Source organism: Rhodoferax sp. (genome assembly GCF_018780565.1).
GTDB lineage: Bacteria > Pseudomonadota > Gammaproteobacteria > Burkholderiales > Burkholderiaceae_C > Rhodoferax.
The window spans coordinates 99654-116602 of sequence record NZ_JADMJN010000007.1 but is presented as its reverse complement, the minus strand read 5'-3'; the positions used below and the strand labels follow the sequence as shown (position 1 = coordinate 116602).

General features: G+C 58.1%; 19 protein-coding genes. 13 read left to right on the top strand and 6 right to left on the bottom strand.

The genetic code is table 11. From position 1 onward, the window contains the following. The first annotated feature begins 1 nt into the window (after window position 1). The gene (locus IV109_RS11445; protein WP_296696382.1) at window positions 2–1012 is read left to right on the top strand and encodes an inorganic phosphate transporter; all 1011 of its coding nucleotides are present in this window, start codon (window positions 2–4) and stop codon (window positions 1010–1012) included. 19 nt (window positions 1013–1031) lie between these two features. Here the strand turns inward: IV109_RS11445 and IV109_RS11440 are convergent, their stop codons facing one another. Then, on the bottom strand, window positions 1032–1478 hold the full coding sequence (locus tag IV109_RS11440; protein ID WP_296696380.1) for an NINE protein: 447 nt from the start codon (window positions 1476–1478) through the stop codon (window positions 1032–1034). 207 nt (window positions 1479–1685) lie between these two features. Here IV109_RS11440 and rpsP point away from each other — a divergent pair, with 207 nt between their 5' ends. The 7 genes from rpsP (at window position 1686) to hisC (ending at window position 6684) form a co-directional block, all read left to right on the top strand. Continuing rightward, window positions 1686–1937 carry a 30S ribosomal protein S16 gene (gene rpsP / locus IV109_RS11435; RefSeq protein WP_296696378.1) on the top strand — a complete coding sequence of 84 codons (252 nt, stop codon included), beginning with the start codon at window positions 1686–1688 and terminating at the stop codon, window positions 1935–1937. A gap of 10 nt (window positions 1938–1947) precedes the next feature. Beyond that, window positions 1948–2511, top strand: coding sequence for a ribosome maturation factor RimM (gene rimM / locus IV109_RS11430; RefSeq protein ID WP_296696375.1), 564 nt, complete (start codon window positions 1948–1950; stop codon window positions 2509–2511). 10 nt (window positions 2512–2521) lie between these two features. Beyond that, complete coding sequence (trmD, locus tag IV109_RS11425) at window positions 2522–3271, top strand: tRNA (guanosine(37)-N1)-methyltransferase TrmD (protein ID WP_296696372.1); 750 nt, start codon at window positions 2522–2524, stop codon at window positions 3269–3271. A gap of 102 nt (window positions 3272–3373) precedes the next feature. After that, complete coding sequence (gene rplS, locus IV109_RS11420; RefSeq protein ID WP_296696369.1) at window positions 3374–3748, top strand: 50S ribosomal protein L19; 375 nt, start codon at window positions 3374–3376, stop codon at window positions 3746–3748. 77 nt (window positions 3749–3825) lie between these two features. Further along, entirely contained in the window at window positions 3826–4512 is a 687-nt protein-coding gene (locus IV109_RS11415; RefSeq protein WP_296696365.1) for a CoA pyrophosphatase, read from the top strand. Window positions 4513–4537: 25 nt separating this feature from the next. Beyond that, entirely contained in the window at window positions 4538–5527 is a 990-nt protein-coding gene (locus IV109_RS11410; protein WP_296696362.1) for a CobD/CbiB family protein, read from the top strand. Window positions 5528–5583: 56 nt separating this feature from the next. Next, entirely contained in the window at window positions 5584–6684 is a 1101-nt protein-coding gene (hisC, locus tag IV109_RS11405) for a histidinol-phosphate transaminase (protein WP_296696360.1), read from the top strand. Here hisC and rsgA read toward each other — a convergent pair. Genes rsgA through IV109_RS11390 form a run of 3 tightly spaced genes read right to left on the bottom strand, consistent with a single transcriptional unit; the run spans window position 6661 to window position 9253 of the window. Beyond that, complete coding sequence (gene rsgA / locus IV109_RS11400; RefSeq protein WP_296696357.1) at window positions 6661–7581, bottom strand: ribosome small subunit-dependent GTPase A; 921 nt, start codon at window positions 7579–7581, stop codon at window positions 6661–6663. The genes hisC and rsgA overlap by 24 nt on opposite strands. 27 nt (window positions 7582–7608) lie before the next feature. Continuing rightward, entirely contained in the window at window positions 7609–7944 is a 336-nt protein-coding gene (locus IV109_RS11395) for a 4a-hydroxytetrahydrobiopterin dehydratase (RefSeq protein WP_296696354.1), read from the bottom strand. A 31-nt stretch (window positions 7945–7975) separates the two neighbouring features. Further along, window positions 7976–9253 (bottom strand): M48 family metallopeptidase, encoded by a 1278-nt coding sequence (locus IV109_RS11390; RefSeq protein ID WP_296696349.1) that lies wholly within the window; start codon window positions 9251–9253, stop codon window positions 7976–7978. Between the two features lie 37 nt (window positions 9254–9290). Here IV109_RS11390 and orn point away from each other — a divergent pair, with 37 nt between their 5' ends. From orn to IV109_RS11375, 3 genes are all read left to right on the top strand, one after another. Further along, entirely contained in the window at window positions 9291–9878 is a 588-nt protein-coding gene (gene orn / locus IV109_RS11385) for an oligoribonuclease (protein WP_296696348.1), read from the top strand. Between the two features lie 241 nt (window positions 9879–10119). Then, window positions 10120–11973 carry a DEAD/DEAH box helicase gene (locus tag IV109_RS11380; RefSeq protein WP_296696343.1) on the top strand — a complete coding sequence of 618 codons (1854 nt, stop codon included), beginning with the start codon at window positions 10120–10122 and terminating at the stop codon, window positions 11971–11973. A 163-nt stretch (window positions 11974–12136) separates the two neighbouring features. After that, the gene (locus IV109_RS11375; RefSeq protein ID WP_296696341.1) at window positions 12137–12712 is read left to right on the top strand and encodes a hypothetical protein; all 576 of its coding nucleotides are present in this window, start codon (window positions 12137–12139) and stop codon (window positions 12710–12712) included. 18 nt (window positions 12713–12730) lie between these two features. Here IV109_RS11375 and IV109_RS11370 read toward each other — a convergent pair whose 3' ends face one another. Then, on the bottom strand, window positions 12731–13765 hold the full coding sequence (locus tag IV109_RS11370; protein ID WP_296696338.1) for an alpha/beta hydrolase: 1035 nt from the start codon (window positions 13763–13765) through the stop codon (window positions 12731–12733). An 89-nt stretch (window positions 13766–13854) separates the two neighbouring features. Here IV109_RS11370 and IV109_RS11365 point away from each other — a divergent pair, with 89 nt between their 5' ends. Together IV109_RS11365 and IV109_RS11360 are read left to right on the top strand one after the other, a co-directional pair. Then, window positions 13855–14817 (top strand): LysR family transcriptional regulator, encoded by a 963-nt coding sequence (locus IV109_RS11365; RefSeq protein WP_296696334.1) that lies wholly within the window; start codon window positions 13855–13857, stop codon window positions 14815–14817. Window positions 14818–15283: 466 nt separating this feature from the next. Next, window positions 15284–15499, top strand: coding sequence for a hypothetical protein (locus IV109_RS11360; protein WP_296696329.1), 216 nt, complete (start codon window positions 15284–15286; stop codon window positions 15497–15499). Window positions 15500–15826: 327 nt separating this feature from the next. Here the strand turns inward: IV109_RS11360 and IV109_RS11355 are convergent, their stop codons facing one another. Beyond that, a complete protein-coding gene (locus IV109_RS11355; protein WP_296696324.1) occupies window positions 15827–16624 on the bottom strand; it encodes a hypothetical protein in 798 nt (265 codons plus the stop codon). Window positions 16625–16949: the final 325 nt, after the last annotated feature.

Below are 16949 nucleotides of genomic sequence, written 5' to 3'. Positions count from 1 at the left end.
GATGGAAACCGTACAAACGGCCCTGTGGGTGGTGGTGTTGTTAGTCGTACTCGCCATTCTGTTCGACTTCATGAACGGGTTTCATGACGCCGCCAACTCAATTGCGACGGTGGTGTCTACGGGTGTTCTCAAGCCGGGACAGGCCGTTCTTTTTGCGGCGTTCTTCAATGTCATCGCGATCCTGGTGTTCAACTACACAGTGGCTGCCACCGTGGGCAAGGGGATCGTACAGCCCGGCATCGTGGATACCCATGTGGTGTTTGGTGCGCTGATCGGCGCAATTACCTGGAATTTCATTACCTGGTACTACGGCATACCCAGCAGTTCGTCCCATGCCTTGATCGGCGGTATCGTGGGGGCGGTCATTGCCAAGGCTGGTGCTGGCGTACTGTTGTCGGCAGGGATTCTCAAAACGGTGGCCTTCATTTTCATTTCACCGTTGTTGGGTTTTCTGCTCGGCTCAGTGATGATGGTGCTGGTGGCCTGGGTTTTTCGTCGCAGTCGCCCCATGCGCGTGGACAAATGGTTTCGCCGTTTGCAATTGGTCTCAGCGGGCGCCTATAGTCTAGGCCACGGTGGCAACGATGCTCAAAAAACCATCGGCATTATTTGGATGCTTCTGATTGCCACGGGCTATGCCTCAACCGGCGACAAAGCGCCTCCCACTTGGGCCGTCGTCAGTTGTTACATGGCCATTGGTGCTGGCACTATGTTTGGTGGCTGGCGCATTGTTCGCACCATGGGGCAAAAGATTACCAAGCTCAAACCAGTAGGCGGGTTTTGTGCTGAAACCGGCGGGGCGATCACCTTGTTCACGGCTACAGCACTCGGTATTCCCGTGTCGACAACCCATACCATCACGGGTGCCATCGTCGGCGTGGGGTCGGTGAAACGCGCCAGCGCAGTGCGTTGGGGCGTGGCGGGCAATATCGTCTGGGCCTGGGTCTTCACGATTCCAGCCAGTGCATTCGTGGCAGCGATTTCCTATTGGGTGAGTTTGCAGATTTTCTGATGCGACCAAGCAAGTGGCTTCATTGGGAAATCTTGCGCGCCTCTTCAATCTGGTACTCGAAGTAGCGCTGGAAGCTGAACACAATGCTGCTCATCAACACCGTGGTGCCCAGCAGCAGTGCCAATACGATGGCCCCGATGGTGGCCCAGTTCGTGCGACCCGGTGCCGCATCCGTTGGTATTGATGGATTGAAGCGGGCATTCCATTTTTCGGGTGTCATCAGGCCGTAGACAATCGCATTCAACGCACAGCCGGCCATGGTAAAGCCAAGCAACGGAATCAGTATCCAGCTCCATTGATCGTCCACCCCATTTTGTTGCACCCGTTCAATGCCGTACAAGCCAAGCGCAGTGGGCAGCGGCAGGAGCCAGCCCAACATGTCACCCATGCCGCACAGATAGAAGCGATGCAGTCCCAGGGGACCGCCAAGAAAGGCCAGCCAGGCGGCGACAGTTTTATTTTTCATAGGTGTCCATTATTGCCCGCTCGCGCAGGTGCGCTGGAGGACAAAAAGCACCGATCCCTGAAAAGTGGCAGGTTCGGAAGCAGGAAACGGTATAATGGAGAGCTATTTAGTGTGTCGCTGGCCGGGTGGCCAGTTGCGTGTCTCAAACGCTGAATTAAGTGCTGATCAAAAGGCAGAAATAAAATTCTGCCGCCCAAAGGATAAATCATGGTCGTCATTCGACTCGCCCGTGGCGGTGCAAAAGCACGCCCGTTTTTCAATATTGTTGTTGCTGACAAGCGTACCCGCCGCGACGGTCGCTTCATTGAGCGCATCGGTTTTTACAATCCGATCGCAACTGCCAATGAAGAAAGCATCCGCATTGCGCAGGATCGCCTGACTTACTGGAAAAGCGTGGGTGCGCAAGCTTCCCCCACCGTGGAACGCCTGATCAATCAAGCTGCCAAAAAAGCGGCCTGATGTCACTGTGATGTTGCCCGGCCTCGAAGCCGCCGAATTGCCGGCGGATGCTATCGAAGTTGGGCGCATCGCTGATGCCTGGGGCATCAAGGGTTGGTTCAAAGTCCTGCCCTACAGCGCCGATCCCGAGGCGCTTTTTTCTTCGAGGCGCTGGTTCTTGCTGCCAGCTGAAAAGGGTGCAAAGACCTTTTCCGGGGTGGCCAAGCTGGCCATCACCGAAGCCAAAGACCATTCCGGGACGGTTGTGGCCAGTGCACGCGATGTCAATGATCGCAATGCGGCAGAAGCCTTGCGTGGGGCTCGCATTTTCGTTTCCCGTTCCAGTTTTCCAACAGCCGAGAAAGACGAGTACTACTGGGTCGACTTGATCGGTCTGGATGTTGTCAATCGCGAAGGCGTGGCGCTGGGCAAGGTCAAGGAATTGCTATCGACCGGCGCGCAAACCGTGCTGGTGATGGACTGCGAGCAGGATGGCAAGACGCTGGAGCGCATGATTCCTTTTGTATCGGTCTACATCGATGACGTTGATTTGACGGCCCGGCGCATTCTGGTGGACTGGCAACCCGATTTTTGAGCGCGACCTTATGCGCTTTGATGTTGTCACGCTTTTTCCCGAGTTGTTTGCGCCGCTGCTGAGCAGTGGCATCACCCGGCGTGCCTATGAGTCGGGACAGGTCGATGTCCACTTGTCCAATCCACGTGATTTTGCCGAGGGCAATTACAAGCGGGTCGATGATCGCCCCTTCGGTGGTGGCCCCGGCATGGTCATGTTGGCCGATCCTCTGAGTCATTGCCTGCAAAGCATTCAGTCGCAGCGCGCAGACGCCGCACCGGTGGTTCTCTTTTCGCCTGCAGGAAAGCCGCTCAATCACGCCATGGTTTCGCGTTGGGCAGATAGTGCGGGTGCGGTCCTGATTTGTGGTCGCTACGAGGGTATTGACCAGCGTTTCGTTGACGAATACGTGACCGAGCAGATCAGCCTGGGGGACTTTGTGTTGTCCGGTGGCGAAATTGCAGCCATGGCTTTGCTGGACTCGGTCGCCCGACTTCAACCAGGGGTTTTGAATACGGCCGACAGCCACCAGCAGGATAGCTTCAATCCCGCGCTTGATGGATTGCTCGATTGCCCGCATTACACGCGACCCGAAAACTGGGCGGGCAGAGCCGTGCCTGACGTGCTGCTATCGGGTCACCATGCCCAGATTGAACGTTGGCGGCGCGAGCAGCGGCTTGCCATCACGGCCCGTCTGCGCCCTGAACTGATTGACCAGGCACGGCGGGATGGGCGTCTCACGGCCCAGGATGAAGTGGTCCTGGACAAGATCAGGTTATAATCTAAGGCTTACCGATCCTCTGGCCGGCCGTTTTGCTGTTTGACAGCCAAACTTTTAGCGTCAATCCCGACGCAGGTGTTGCCAAGATCATTTGAGGAAATCATGAATCTGATCCAAACCCTTGAGCAGGAAGAAATTGCTCGTCTCGGGAAAACCATTCCCGAATTCGCTCCTGGCGATACCGTTGTTGTGAGCGTCAACGTCGTTGAAGGCACACGCAAGCGTCTGCAGGCTTATGAAGGTGTTGTGATTGCCAAGCGCAATCGTGGCCTGAACAGCGGCTTTATCGTTCGCAAGATCTCCAGCGGTGAAGGTGTCGAGCGCACGTTCCAGACTTACAGCCCACTGATCGCCAGCATTGAAGTCAAGCGTCGTGGTGATGTGCGTCGTGCCAAGCTGTACTACCTGCGTGATCGCAGCGGCAAGTCGGCTCGTATCAAGGAAAAACTGCCAGCCAAGAAAACAGCCAACGTATAACGAAAGCTGTTTCCCAAAAGGCCGCCCCAGCTTATGCTTGTGGCGGCTTTTTTATTTTCCAACCAGCCAAAGCTGCCGTGTCCAAGTTGCCCTATTTTGATCCGCGCCAGATTCCCGTAGCAGGCGTTGACGCCCATCTGCCGGCTGTGGCGCACCATGTCTTGCAGCCGGCGGCTCTGCGGCAGCGTTTCATTTCACCGCCTGTGTGGACGCCCGAGTTGGTGGCCGAAAAAACGTTTTCGGAGCGTCAGCCCATTCATGCCTCGGTTCTGTTGCCGATTGTGATGCGTGAGCAGCCCACGGTTTTACTGACCGAGCGGACCATGCACCTGTCGACCCACTCGGGGCAGATTGCTTTTCCCGGGGGGAAAGCCGATGAAGAAGATGCGGACGCTTCGGCCACCGCCCTGCGCGAGGCACAGGAGGAGATCGGACTCGATCCTGCATTCGTCCAGGTGTTGGGCCACATGCCGCACTACATCACAGGCTCTGCGTTCATCATCACGCCAGTCGTGGCTCTGGTGGAGACTGGCTTCAAGCTGACCCCGAATGCCAACGAAGTGGCAGATATCTTCGAGGTGCCGCTGGCATTCTTGATGAATCCTGCACACCATCAGCGCCATGCTTTCGAGTGGGAAGGCGCGCGCAGGGAGTGGTTTTCCATGCCCTATCTTGAGCAGATGAACGGCCAGACGACACAGCGCTTTATCTGGGGCGCCACGGCCGGCATGCTGCGCAACTTCTATCGCCTTCTTTCTGCCTGAGGGAGCGTGCCGGTATGATGGTCGCATGAGCTTTATCTCTGTGCTTTTTGCCCTGCTGCTGGAGCAGGCTCGTCCCCTGGGTCGAGGCAACCCGGTTCACGCAAGTTTGCGCGCCTGGGTGCGCTGGAGTACCCGCAATTTCGACGCTGGCAAATCATTTCATGGCTGGTTGGCCTGGGGATTTGCGGTGGGCGGGCCCACGCTGGCGTCGCTTCTGATTTATTGGGGGCTGGATGCCTTGCTAGGCTGGCCGGGGTCGGTCGTATGGAGTGTGGCCGTGCTCTACGCCACGCTGGGTTTTCGCCAGTTCAGTTTCCATTTCACGCAAATCCGGGATGCTCTGGCTGACGGAGACGAGGAGCGTGCCCGCGAACTGCTCGCCACCTGGAAGCAGATCGACGCAAGTGAGTTGCCTCGTAGCGAAATATTGCGTCACGTGATTGAGCATTCCGTGCTGTCGGCCCATCGCCATGTGTTTGGTGTACTTGCCTGGTTCTCGGTGCTGGCCGCCTTCGGTTTCGGTCCTGCTGGCGCGGTTCTGTACAGGCTGAGTGAATTCGTGGCCCGTTACTGGCAGCACAAGAGCAAGACGCATCATCAGCCCGTGAGTGAAGCGCTGCAGACAACTGCGATGGACGCGTGGGCGATGATTGACTGGTTGCCTGCCCGTATCACGGCCATCAGCTTTGCCGTTGTTGGCAGTTTTGAGGAAGCGATAGATGGCTGGCGCAACCATGAGCCGCGTTCAACGGGGGACAACGATGGCATTGTGTTGGCTGCAACGTCTGGTGCCGTGAATATCCGCTTGGGTGGGCGCGCTGCGAGCGCATCGGCTTTCAACGCCGACGGTACGCCCGCAATGCCCCCATCCCCGGCTGACATGCCTGGGGACGCGCTACCAGGGCAGACGCCGGAGTTGGCGCATCTGGCGGTCATCGTGGGCCTGGTCTGGCGCACCGTGGTGATGTGGATGGTGTTGCTGGCGCTGTTGACCCTGGCGCGTCTGCTCGGCTAAATCCTTCAATTAATACACGCTTGGCCACCGCAGTTCCTAAGTGATCTGCCATCAAAATGGAAGTAAATCCTCTTTTGAAATCCTCGTTTTGCAGCCCCGTGGTGAGCCGCCTGGTGCCGTATGTGCCCGGTGAGCAGCCCAAGCTGGACCGGCTGGTCAAGCTCAACACCAACGAGAATCCTTATCCGCCATCGCCGCGGGTCGTTGCGGCCATTCAGGCAGCGGCGCAGCAGGGTTTGCAGCTTTACCCGGACCCTGAGTCGACCGCACTGCGCGAGGCCATCGCAGGGCACCATGGATTGGCGCCAAAGCATGTGTTTCTGGGCAATGGCTCCGATGAGGTGCTGGCCCATGCCTTTTTTGCTTTTTTCCAGCACGGTTGCCCCTTGCTGATGCCAGACATCAGCTACAGCTTCTACAAGGTGTACTGCGGCCTCTATGGCATTCCGGTGGAAACGGTTCCCCTGACGCCTGGGATGCAACTCGATGTTGCAGGCTATGCACGCCAGGACGGGAGTTCGGTGGCCGGGGTGGTCATTGCCAACCCCAATGCACCTACCGGCATCGGCTTGGCACTTTCAGAGATAGAGCAACTGCTGCGCTTGCACCCCCAACGCGTGGTTCTGGTGGATGAGGCCTATGTGGACTTTGGCGGCGAAAGCGCGATTCCCCTGATTGCCCGGTACCCCAACCTACTGGTGGTCCACACCCTGTCTAAGTCGCGCTCGCTGGCGGGTCTGCGCGTCGGCTTCGCCTGTGGACAGGCGCACCTGATCGACGCGCTGGAGCGGGTCAAGAACAGCTTCAATTCCTATCCTCTGGACCGGTTGGCGATCGTCGGTGGCGTCGCTGCTTTTGAAGATCAAGCCTACTTCGAGCAGACGCGCCAGGCCGTGATGAGCAGCCGGGAAGGCTTGGTGCTGGCTCTGGAAGACCTGGGCTTCGTCGTGCTGCCCTCGCAAGCCAATTTTGTTTTTGCGCGGCATCCGAACCATGATGCCGCCGGTATGGCGGCAGGTCTGCGCGCGCAGGGCGTGCTGGTGCGGCATTTCAAACAGCCCCGCATTGAACAGTACCTGCGCATCAGCATCGGCACGCCGGCGCAATGCGATGAGTTGCTGCAGGCACTGGGCTCAGTACTTTCTGATCTGGCTTAGCTCGGCATACAAATCGCCATAAATCTTATAGCGATTGGCGCTTATTCCATCGGGACTGCCGTCTGGTTTTACGGCAGCAATGACACCGCAGCCGGGTTCATGCAGATGGCTGCAGTTGTAGAACCTGCAGTTGGCCACGTGAGGTTTGAGGTCCGGCATATAAGCCGCCAGTTGCGCCGGATCAATGTGGTTCAAACCAAACTCCTGGAATCCCGGCGAATCGATCAAGGCCGTGGTCTTGTCCGCGTCGACCCAATACCAGGTGGTGCTGGTGGTGGTGTGCTTGCCCGAATTGAGCGCCTGCGAAATCTCGCCGGTCTGCGCCAGTGCGCCAGGCGCCAGCAGATTGATCAGTGTGCTTTTGCCTGCCCCGGAAGGCCCCAGTACCAGTGTCGTCTTGCCGTGCAGCAGCTTGGTGAGTTCCGCACGATCGACATCGCCGGAAGCCTTGAGGGACAGCGGCAGCACGCCGTAGTGCATCTGCCGGTAAGGTCGCAGCCACTCCCAGGCACGGGCAAAGGGCTCGACCAGATCGCTCTTGTTGAGTGCAATGATGGGCGTGATGTGCTCGGCCTCTGCCGCAATCAGCGCACGTGACAGCTGGCTGCTGGAGAACTCGGGCTCGGCTGCGATCAGGATCAGGATCTGGTCCAGATTGGCGGCAAACGATTTGGTCCGAACTTCGTCCTGACGGTAAAAAAGATTACGGCGCTCTTCTATTTTTTCGATCGTGCCCTCGTCTTGCGATGCCTGCCACAGGACCCGATCACCCACGACCCCCGTGCTTTTCTTGCCACGTGAATGGCAGATCAGACGCTGCCCCTGCGGTGTTTCCACCAGAAAGTGGCGGCCGTGGTTGGCGACGATCAGGCCGCGATGGAGTGTGGCCTGTGTCATGGATGGCTCGTCATAGATCAGTGATTGTCACGCCAGCAAGGCATCAATCTGCGCCGCGCAGTCAAAATCAGTCATGGAAATGCCCCCCAGATCATGGGTATTGAAACGCACGACGCAGCGGCTGAAATGCACTGACAGGTCAGGATGATGGTCCTGCGCGTGCGCGATGAAGGCCACCGCATTGACGAAGGACATGGTCTCGAAGTAGTTGGCAAAGGTGAAGGTTTTCTCGATGGCGACCGCAGCCCCATCGCCGTTCAGCCTCCAGCTTTCCAGCTTGGCTAAATTCGCTACAACTTCTGTAGCTGTCAGCGCACGTCGGGTGAGGGTTGACCAGTCTTTTTTCTTGAGCATGGAGGGCATGGCGGCGGTATCGAGGTGACAAGTTGCGGGGTCAGGCCACCATCTTTGCCAGGCGCTCGGAGGCTGGTGGATGCGAGTAGTAGAACTTCACGTACACCGGATCAGGTGTCAGTGTTGATGCATTGTCTTCGTAGAGCTTGAGCAGTGCGGTGGAGAGATCCTTGCCGCTGGTTTGGGCGATGGCATAGGCATCGGCTTCAAACTCGTGTTTGCGCGAGAACTGCGCCATTACCGGTGCAATGAAGAAGCTGAACACCGGAATGGCCAGCATGAACAGGAGCAGCGCCAGGGCGTCATTGGGCGCCTTCAGGTTGGGCTGTACTCCCAGTCCGGTGTAGAACCAGACCTGGGTAGCGAGCCAGCCCAGCAAGGCAAACCCCAGCAGGCTCAAGGCAAACTGCGAAACGATGCGCTTGATGATGTGCTTGTGCTTGAAGTGCCCCAGTTCGTGGGCCAGCACGGCGTCCACTTCGCCTGCCGAGAGCTTGGATAACAGCGTGTCGTAAAACACAACGCGTTTAGCAGCGCCAAAACCGGTGAAGTAGGCGTTGGCATGCGCACTGCGCTTGCTGCCATCCATCACAAACAAGCCCTTGGCGGCGAAGCCGCAGCGCTGCATCAGGGCTGTGACGCGCGCCTTGAGGGTTTCGTCTTCCAGCGGCGCAAACTTGTTGAACAGCGGCGCGATGAAGGTTGGGTAGATCGTGAGCAGAAGCAAATTCAAACCCATCCAGACGCCCCATGCCCACAACCACCACACCGTGCCGGCGGCGCCCATCATCCACAAAATCAGCGCCACGATGGGCAAGCCAATGACCGCACCCACCAGGCTGGACTTGATCAGGTCTGCCAGCCAGAGCTTGAAGGTCATTTTGTTGAAGCCGAAGCGCTCTTCAATCACGAAGGTCTGGTACAGCGTCAGGGGCATGTCGATCAGGCCGCTGATCAGCACAAAGGCCGCAAGCAGCGCCACTTGCTGAACCATGCCGCCACCAAGCCAGTCGAGCAGCGCGAGGTTGAGCGCCGACAGGCCGCCCAGCAGTGTCCAGCCCAGCAGGACCGCGCCACCCAGAGCCATGTCCAGCAAGCCCAGGCGGGCTTTGGTGATGGTGTAGTCGGCGGCCTTCTGATGAGCGGCCAGCGACACGGTGCCTGCAAAGGCAGGTGGTACCTGGTCGCGGTGTTGTGCCACATGCCGGATCTGGCGCGAGCTGAGCCAGAATTTCAGCACCAGACTCGCCAGCAACGTGAATGCAAAGATCAATGTCAGCATCAATGCGGGGGGAAGAGGGAAAAGTGAATCAGCCATGGCGCCCGAGTTTAGGCCATCAGCGACAATTGAGCGCATGGATCCTATCAACACCCCCACGACGAGCGCAGCGCTGGCCAAATCCGATCAAAACCTTGTCTGGCTCGACTGTGAAATGACGGGTCTTGACCCTGAGCGGGAGCGCATCATCGAAATCGCGGTCATCGTCACCGGACCCAAGCTCGAATCCCGGGTCGAGGGTCCTGTGCTCGTCATCCACCAAAGCAACGAGCAGCTGGACAAGATGGACGCCTGGAACAAAGGCACCCATGGCAAAAATGGTCTCATTGACAAGGTCAAGGCATCCACGCTGTCGGAGGCCCAGGCCGAGGAACAATTGATCGCCTTTCTCAACCAGTACGTGCCCAAAAACAGCTCCCCCATGTGCGGCAATAGCATCGGGCAGGACCGACGGTTTTTGGTGAAGTACATGCCCAAGCTGGAAGCGTTTTTTCACTACCGCAACCTGGACGTGAGCACGCTCAAGGAGTTGTCCAAGCGTTGGCGCCCTGAGGTCTACAACTCGTTCAAAAAGCAGCAGCGTCACACGGCCCTGGCCGACGTTCACGAGTCCATTGACGAGCTGGAGCACTACCGGAAACATTTTTTAAAGCTGGGGGATTAGGTAGAAACCCGAATCTGTGCCATAATCCAAGGCTGCGCTGCAAACAGCAGTGCATATTTGTACATCTCCCTTCATTCACTGGGTCCAAAGCGTGTATCGCATCCGCGGCATTGCTTAAGAAGGGCCCCCAGCGCTGATTGAACTCCTCGTGAGTCAGAGCAGGTTCCGTTTGATGGTTGATGTTTTTTAACCATTGACGGAGCAGTCGCAGACCCTGCGGCGCTCGCGTGTGAGTAAATTCATGACTGACGCTATCCAAGCGACGGGCGAAACATCGCTTGTCGAAAATTTTTCCAATGACACAACCGTGGCGACGCAAACCGTTGCCCAGCCTGTTGACGCCGTCGAGGCTGTTCAAGCTGCTGAAGCCATCGCAGAAGTCCCCAATGGCTTTGTAACTCTGGGCCTCGCTCCCGAGTTGATCCAGGCCGTGAAAGACCTGGGTTTTACCCAGCCCACTACGGTGCAGCAGAAAACCATTCCCCTGGCCATGCAAGGCCATGGCGCTGACGACAAGGCGGCCCGCTTTATCGATTTGATGGTTTCCAGCCAGACCGGCAGTGGCAAGACGGCCGCTTTTCTGTTGCCCGTGTTGCACACCTTGCTGACTCAGCAAGCGCAAGCCGAAGCCAAAGAGCGCGCTGATTTCGAGCAAGCTGTTGCTGACGCCGCTGCCAAGGGCGAGGCGCCTCCCAAGCGAGCCAAGCGCAAGGATCCGACCAATCCGCGTCATTTCGCGCCCGCCACACCGGGTGCCCTGATCGTGTGCCCGACACGCGAACTGGCCCAGCAAGTTGCCCACGACGCCATCGATCTGGTGCAACACTGCCGCGGTTTGCGGGTTGCCAACATCGTTGGCGGCATGCCTTACCAGTTGCAAATTGCCAAGCTGCAAAATGCCAACCTCGTGGTGGCCACACCGGGTCGTCTGCTTGATCTGCAGCGCTCCATGCAAATCAAGCTGGACCAAGTGCAATTCCTGGTGGTTGACGAAGCCGACCGCATGCTGGACCTGGGCTTCTCCGATGACCTGGCTGAAATCAACCAGCTGACCATCCAGCGCAAGCAAACCATGATGTTCAGTGCTACTTTCGCACCGCGCATTCAGCAACTGGCTTCACGCGTGATGCGCGAACCGCAAAAACTGCAAATCGACTCACCGCAAGAAAAGCACGCCAATATCAGTCAAAAGCTGTTCTGGGCCGACAACGCACAGCACAAGCGTAAATTGCTGGACCACTGGCTGCGCGACACCACCATCAACCAGGCGATCGTTTTTGCCAGCACGCAAATCGAGTGCGATGGCTTGGCCAATGACCTGCAACAAGACGGCTTCTCCGCTGTGGCATTGCATGGTGCCTTGAGCCAGGGCGTGCGTAACCGTCGTTTGATGGCGCTGCGTCAAGGTCAGGTGCAAATTTTGGTGGCGACCGATGTGGCAGCGCGCGGTATTGACGTACCCACTGTGACACACGTGTTCAATTTCGGCTTGCCCATGAAGGCAGAAGACTATACCCACCGCATTGGCCGTACCGGACGTGCCGGACGTGACGGCATTGCCGTGACCTTTGCCGAGTTCCGCGATCGTCGCCGCATCATGGACATCGAATTCCATAGCCGCCAGCAGTTCAAGGGCGAGACCATTCCTGGACTGGAGCCGCAGCAGCGTTTCCCTGACTCGCGTCCCAATTCGGGTGGCCGCGGCGGCAACGATGGTCACTCCCGTGAGCGCAACTTTGGTGGCGGTGGCCGTTCGGGCGGTTTTGCTGGCAATCGTGGTGGTTTCGCTGATAGAAATGCCGGAGCTCCTCGTGAATCGTTTGGAGGTGGCTATCAAAATAATAGCAATTCCGGATTTGGCCAGCGCGACGATCGCAGCGCAGGTGGCGGTGCCCGAGAAGGTTTCAGCTATGAGCGCAAGGGTGGTTTCAACGACCGCTTTGCCGGTGCCCGCAATGACGGTGCTGCTGCACCCCGTGGTGACTTTGGTGCCCGTAAGCCAGCTTTTGGCAAACCGATGGGCGTGAAGCCCGGTAACGGCGGCAAAGTGTTTGTGCCACGCGACGCCAAAAAACGTCCTGCACGCACGGCTTGATAGCTAAGCCCGCTGATGCGGGTGGTCTATTTGAGTGATCGAAACAGCCTGGTTTGCCAGGCTGTTTTTTTTTGCAAACAGGAATTCCCCCTTCATAATGAACGGCATGCTGCACCTGATACTCCCATTGCTTCGCGCAAAGTTGCTGTTGCCTGGATTGGCTATGTGGGTGCTTTGTGCGCTGCCTGTGCTGGCACAAGTTCCCAAGCGTGACCTGACGGTTGAATTGCGGCAAGTGGCCGAAGCCAGCGCAGGGCTTACCGTCAGCACACAACCGGGTCAGCCGCTTTTGACGCCGCAACGGGTTCGTGTCCGCAATGGTGAAAAGGCCAGCTTGCGTGTGGAGCAGGCCATGCCGATGCAATGGGTGCGCAGCGTTGAAGCGCAGAGCGCTTCGCTGTCAGCCCCCGGGGTGTCTGCCAGCAACCGAAGCGGCGGCGTGACGAATGCCGTGACCTGGATGGATGCGGGGCAAAGCATCACCGTCAAGCCGCGATGGCCCGGCGGCAAGCAGCCTGTCACGGTGGAAGTCGAAGTACGCTCAGCCAGTGTGGATGAGCGCGTTGGCGCAGACCTACCCAAGCAGTCGCGCACTGAGACTGTCACGACGGTCAGTGCGCCCTTGGGCCAATGGATCACGATCGCATCCAGCGGAAGCGGTGTACCAAGCGGCAGCTACAGCAGTGAGGCGGGGACTGAGGCCGCGCGTTTGCTTCAAATCCGGGTGTTGGCCCCCTGATAAAACGGCACGTATTGGCTAGGAAGTAACGCCCACCGCAGGGTGCAAGAGTGGCACCTTGGCCTCAATGTGCTTTAACAGCAGGGGCCAAATTTCCGCTTCCGCCACGCGTTGGAACACACCAAAATGTCCTACTGCTTTGCGCCCTACCGCGCGCGGGTGCAGGTGCAAGCGCTCGACTTGGCCCCCGCTCTGACCAAAGCACGCTGCCAGTGCGTCCACCGCATCCACCGGACCAAAAGTTTTGTCGTCGTCAATGCTCCACAGTTGCATGTGACCCTGAAATTGGTCGGGCTGGTACCAACCGTCGCACGCCGGGTCATCGCGAAAGTATCCCGGCGACATGCCCCATCGAGACCAGTCCATGGCGGCGGCCCCGGGCAGCGCCTCGCCACCGCCCAGCGCCCAGCCCGGCAGCTTGCCGGTAAGACGCACACACAGCGGGACCCAGCGCCCATAAAACACACGGGTCACCTGGCGGTGCCATCCGCGTGGCCACAGTTTCCAGTACCCGAACTGGGAACCCAGGGTAATGACAGCGTTGATGTGCTCAAGCCCCTGTACCAGCGGCAATCCATTGCCACCCAAGGAGTGCCCGACCCACAGCACGGGCAAGTGAGGGTCGCTTCGGGTGCTTCGGGCCTTCGCACAGGCCAAGGCCCCCGAGAGGTCGTGGCGCACCCACTCGCGCATGCCGGTGCGCCCACTGGCGCTGCGTGCGCCCATTCCGCGGTAGTCAAAGCACAGCACGGCATAGCCACGTGCGGCCAGCCAGCGGGCAAAGGCGTGGTAGTAGCGCTGCGGCACACCGGTGGCGGGCGCCATGACTGCCACCGCGTGGGCGGGGCGGTGCTGCGGCACAAACCAGTGCCCGTGCAGAGGGTGACCATCCGTGGCGGCAAATTGCACAGCGGCCATGCTTACCTCGGCGTCCTGCGGAGAGGGTTCGTCCTGGAATGGCAGATGGGCATGCAGGTGCGCTTGGTCGGGAGATTCCAATGTAGTCCTCACATACGTGGCAGTGGGGGCAGCGGCGGACAAGGCAGAGGACATAGTGTCTCCAAACAGGTGGTTCATGAAGCTGCATGGTAGATTTGTACTAATTTTTTGAATAGACTAACTATTTTCACCACACTGTTTACATGAACTCACCAAAAGACGCGATTGCCTTGTCAGCAACCCGGCTGCACCGCCATCGCGAGAACGCGGCCTTGGATGCCAACGCGCTGGAGTTGTTTGCCCGTGTGGTCGCGGCCGGCAGCTTTTCACGCGCAGCGCGCCAGTTGGGGCTGACGCGTGCGGCCGTCAGCCGCCGCGTGGCTGCCATGGAACAGATCGTCGGCCAGACGCTGCTGGCGCGCACCACCCGCTCCCTGGGGTTGACCGAGGCCGGGCGCGCGCTGGCTGCGCGGGCCCAGGTTGTGCACGAAGCCGCTAATGCGGCACGCATGGCGCTGCGAAAGGAGGGGGATGCCCTGCAGGGGCGCTTGCGCATCACCAGCATGCGTGCCTTCGGTTACAGCGTGTTGTTGCCTTTGCTGGCCGAGTTTGGTCGCACCCATCCGGGCGTGGCCATGGAGTTGATGTTCACCGAGCGCCGGGTCGACCTGGTGCGCGAGGGGGTGGATGTGGCCTTTCGCATTACCCGCAAGCCCCCTGAGGACTGTGTGGCCCAGCCGGTGCTGCGCTATCGCATTGGTGCGTATGGCAGCGCGCAATCACTCCTGCAGGGTCCGCAGGCCTTGCAGCAATGGCCTTTGCTCATGCTGGAGGGCGGTGCGCAAAGCTGGCTGCTGCAGTGGCACAGCCGCAGCGGCCCCGCCCGCGAGACCGTGGAGCTGCAGCCTCACATCAGCGCCGACAGCCTCGAAGCCTTGGTCCCGCTGGCGCGTCTCGGCCAGGGGGTTGTGTTGGCCCCCGACTTTTGCGTGCAGGAGGACGTAGCGGCCGGGCGTTTGCACAATCTACTGCCCGATTGGCACTTGCCCATTGCGGAGGGCGACTGCGTACAAGCCCTGACCTTGCCCGTACACACCGCAGGTGCCAACGCGCGCGCCCTGGTGCGCTTGGTGGCGCAGCGACTTGAACATACCCTTAGGACCTGATTGCGTTTCTGAATGTGCTGTGCACTTTTTGATCCACATCCGATGTTCATGAACCCGCGCAGAGCTCAGTTCCAAGCTGATGGCGTCACTTCGCCTTCAATTGCCACGAGCGCGAAAAAGCGCAGGGATTCATATGCAAAAAAGCTGAGTACCTTGGGGGTGAGCTTCAAGGATTGAGTGGGGCTCATTACCTGCTCGGCTGGCCACGCCGCACTGCTAACGTCCAACTTTCATGCGGGTCAACCAAAGCTCTGTCGGGGCGACCTTGCGTCAATAGTGCGTTAAGCGATGGCCAGGTCCACTAGTGGTGGGTCCTGACAGATTCGAACTGTCGACCTACGGATTAAGAGAGCAGGAAGCACCCTGTTTTCAACGTCCTGCCCACGGCTTACAGACACACGCACCACGTAACCGGGTGCCATGCGTAGCCTCAAACAGCTGTCAGAAGCTACGAAAGAGCTACGTTATGAATGACCACAACTCGGACGATTCCATGGACCGCACCATCTCGACTTGCGCCTGGCTGATTGATATTGCTCAACGCTCTGTTGATGAGCATGGTTGGGATCCTGTGATAGTGCGCTACCTCGAGCGCTTGGGACAAGCAACCCATGCCGCAGAAGCCGCCAAGAATGGGGGTATGGGGGCTGTGGCCCCCATGGTGACACATCGACGGCACTGAGTTGGCCGTGGTCGCGGGTGCAATGGTGGCGTACTACCGCATTCCCATCGCGCCTTGATAAACAGTCTTTGTCCTTCTCCGAGAGCCACAGCGTGCCGAGCCGCTAACGCATCGGCACTTGCCCCCGTGATGCGGAGCGAGCGGGGGAGGGCGGTGCGGCGGGTCGTTCGGTCAAGTGGATCGCTCGTTACTCGACGCTCGTAATATTGGCTCCCCACTATTGTCGAATCTGAGAACTGAGAACTGAGAACTGAGAACTGAGAACTGAGAACTGAGAAATCGAGATTTTCCCGTGAACGTCTAAAGACACGTGGCGATCAGACTGCTTTAATGCCCGGTTAATGCCTTCAAGATGTCGTATAAAACTGTTAACGACAAAGGTACAACTCCAAGTACGAATGCTGTGCCGAGCAATTTTCGACGGAGTTTCTCAGTCAACAGGTGCTCGGGGCCAATCTGTAGTTCTATGGACGGCCAAAGCTGCTTGAAACGGTCAGTGACTATCGATCTCCCAGGCCAGCCCACAAGCCAAGTCAACGCGTACTTGATTACATAGTGAAGCACAGGAAATTCCCTCAATGTGCTGACAAACCAAGCGAACTTTAGAGCGTCCTCTTCCTTGGGCGGGGTGGTCGGGAGCAAGGTGATTAAGAGAAAAATGATCGAACCAATGCCCATAGTAAGGGCGAAGTTAATAACGCTTGAATGCTTCAAATATGGATTGTCTTGCGGCGGGAAGCTTTTGAAGAGGCCAGCTAACGTTTCTAGTGTGCCTGCAACCCAGATGCGACTTCGGCCGCTGACCGTTATCGTTCCGTCCATATCCCCGTGCCGAAGAGCAACTTCCACTCGAGCCTTGTTTGGGTAGAAGGAGTACGTCACAGTGACATGGGTCACACGCTTCTGCGCAATTACCGAGTCCTCGGCAAAGATGTCGATATCCTCACTCTGAAACGACGAACCATCGTCGCATCGAGCTACGAAGGTCAGTTCGGCTTTATTTCTATCCTCAGGGGGAATGCTTTCGAGTTGAACTGCAACGGCCTTTGCCACTGCTCGCACATTTGCGAGCGTGAGGACCTTGTTTCGAATGACTATTTGTCGGTTTTCAATAATTTTTTCCATGCCCTGACTTTCGCACACCTAAACTGACCGACGTACATAATTCATTGACGAAGCCTGATGGTAGTTAAAGTCGGAATGTCGTAAAAGAGTCTTACCCCGAGCTTCACCCCCGTCCAAGCAACACGGGGGGCTGTCAATACAACCGAGCATACTAAGCGACTTCCTGGCTGTCCCACTTGCCCCGAATGGGGGGGTACCCTTACCTTCTTGACAAGATACTCGGTCAGCATGTAAAGTGCCCGATGTAGGCATACATACATTTAGCCCAAGATTGCCCGGGCACCTTTCAGCAAGTAGTCACTGAAAGACATAACAGGGCCCCCAA

Bases quoted from the DNA above. Each gene is read 5' to 3' on its own strand.
- IV109_RS11445 (WP_296696382.1), top strand. From the start codon at position 2: ATGGAAACCGTACAAACGGCCCTGTGGGTGGTGGTGTTGTTAGTCGTA.
- IV109_RS11440 (WP_296696380.1), bottom strand. From the start codon at position 1,478: ATGAAAAATAAAACTGTCGCCGCCTGGCTGGCCTTTCTTGGCGGTCCC.
- rpsP (WP_296696378.1), top strand. From the start codon at position 1,686: ATGGTCGTCATTCGACTCGCCCGTGGCGGTGCAAAAGCACGCCCGTTT.
- rimM (WP_296696375.1), top strand. From the start codon at position 1,948: ATGTTGCCCGGCCTCGAAGCCGCCGAATTGCCGGCGGATGCTATCGAA.
- trmD (WP_296696372.1), top strand. From the start codon at position 2,522: ATGCGCTTTGATGTTGTCACGCTTTTTCCCGAGTTGTTTGCGCCGCTG.
- rplS (WP_296696369.1), top strand. From the start codon at position 3,374: ATGAATCTGATCCAAACCCTTGAGCAGGAAGAAATTGCTCGTCTCGGG.
- IV109_RS11410 (WP_296696362.1), top strand. From the start codon at position 4,538: ATGAGCTTTATCTCTGTGCTTTTTGCCCTGCTGCTGGAGCAGGCTCGT.
- hisC (WP_296696360.1), top strand. From the start codon at position 5,584: ATGGAAGTAAATCCTCTTTTGAAATCCTCGTTTTGCAGCCCCGTGGTG.
- rsgA (WP_296696357.1), bottom strand. From the start codon at position 7,581: ATGACACAGGCCACACTCCATCGCGGCCTGATCGTCGCCAACCACGGC.
- IV109_RS11395 (WP_296696354.1), bottom strand. From the start codon at position 7,944: ATGCCCTCCATGCTCAAGAAAAAAGACTGGTCAACCCTCACCCGACGT.
- IV109_RS11390 (WP_296696349.1), bottom strand. From the start codon at position 9,253: ATGGCTGATTCACTTTTCCCTCTTCCCCCCGCATTGATGCTGACATTG.
- orn (WP_296696348.1), top strand. From the start codon at position 9,291: ATGGATCCTATCAACACCCCCACGACGAGCGCAGCGCTGGCCAAATCC.
- IV109_RS11380 (WP_296696343.1), top strand. From the start codon at position 10,120: ATGACTGACGCTATCCAAGCGACGGGCGAAACATCGCTTGTCGAAAAT.
- IV109_RS11375 (WP_296696341.1), top strand. From the start codon at position 12,137: ATGTGGGTGCTTTGTGCGCTGCCTGTGCTGGCACAAGTTCCCAAGCGT.
- IV109_RS11370 (WP_296696338.1), bottom strand. From the start codon at position 13,765: ATGTCCTCTGCCTTGTCCGCCGCTGCCCCCACTGCCACGTATGTGAGG.
- IV109_RS11365 (WP_296696334.1), top strand. From the start codon at position 13,855: ATGAACTCACCAAAAGACGCGATTGCCTTGTCAGCAACCCGGCTGCAC.
- IV109_RS11360 (WP_296696329.1), top strand. From the start codon at position 15,284: ATGAATGACCACAACTCGGACGATTCCATGGACCGCACCATCTCGACT.
- IV109_RS11355 (WP_296696324.1), bottom strand. From the start codon at position 16,624: ATGGAAAAAATTATTGAAAACCGACAAATAGTCATTCGAAACAAGGTC.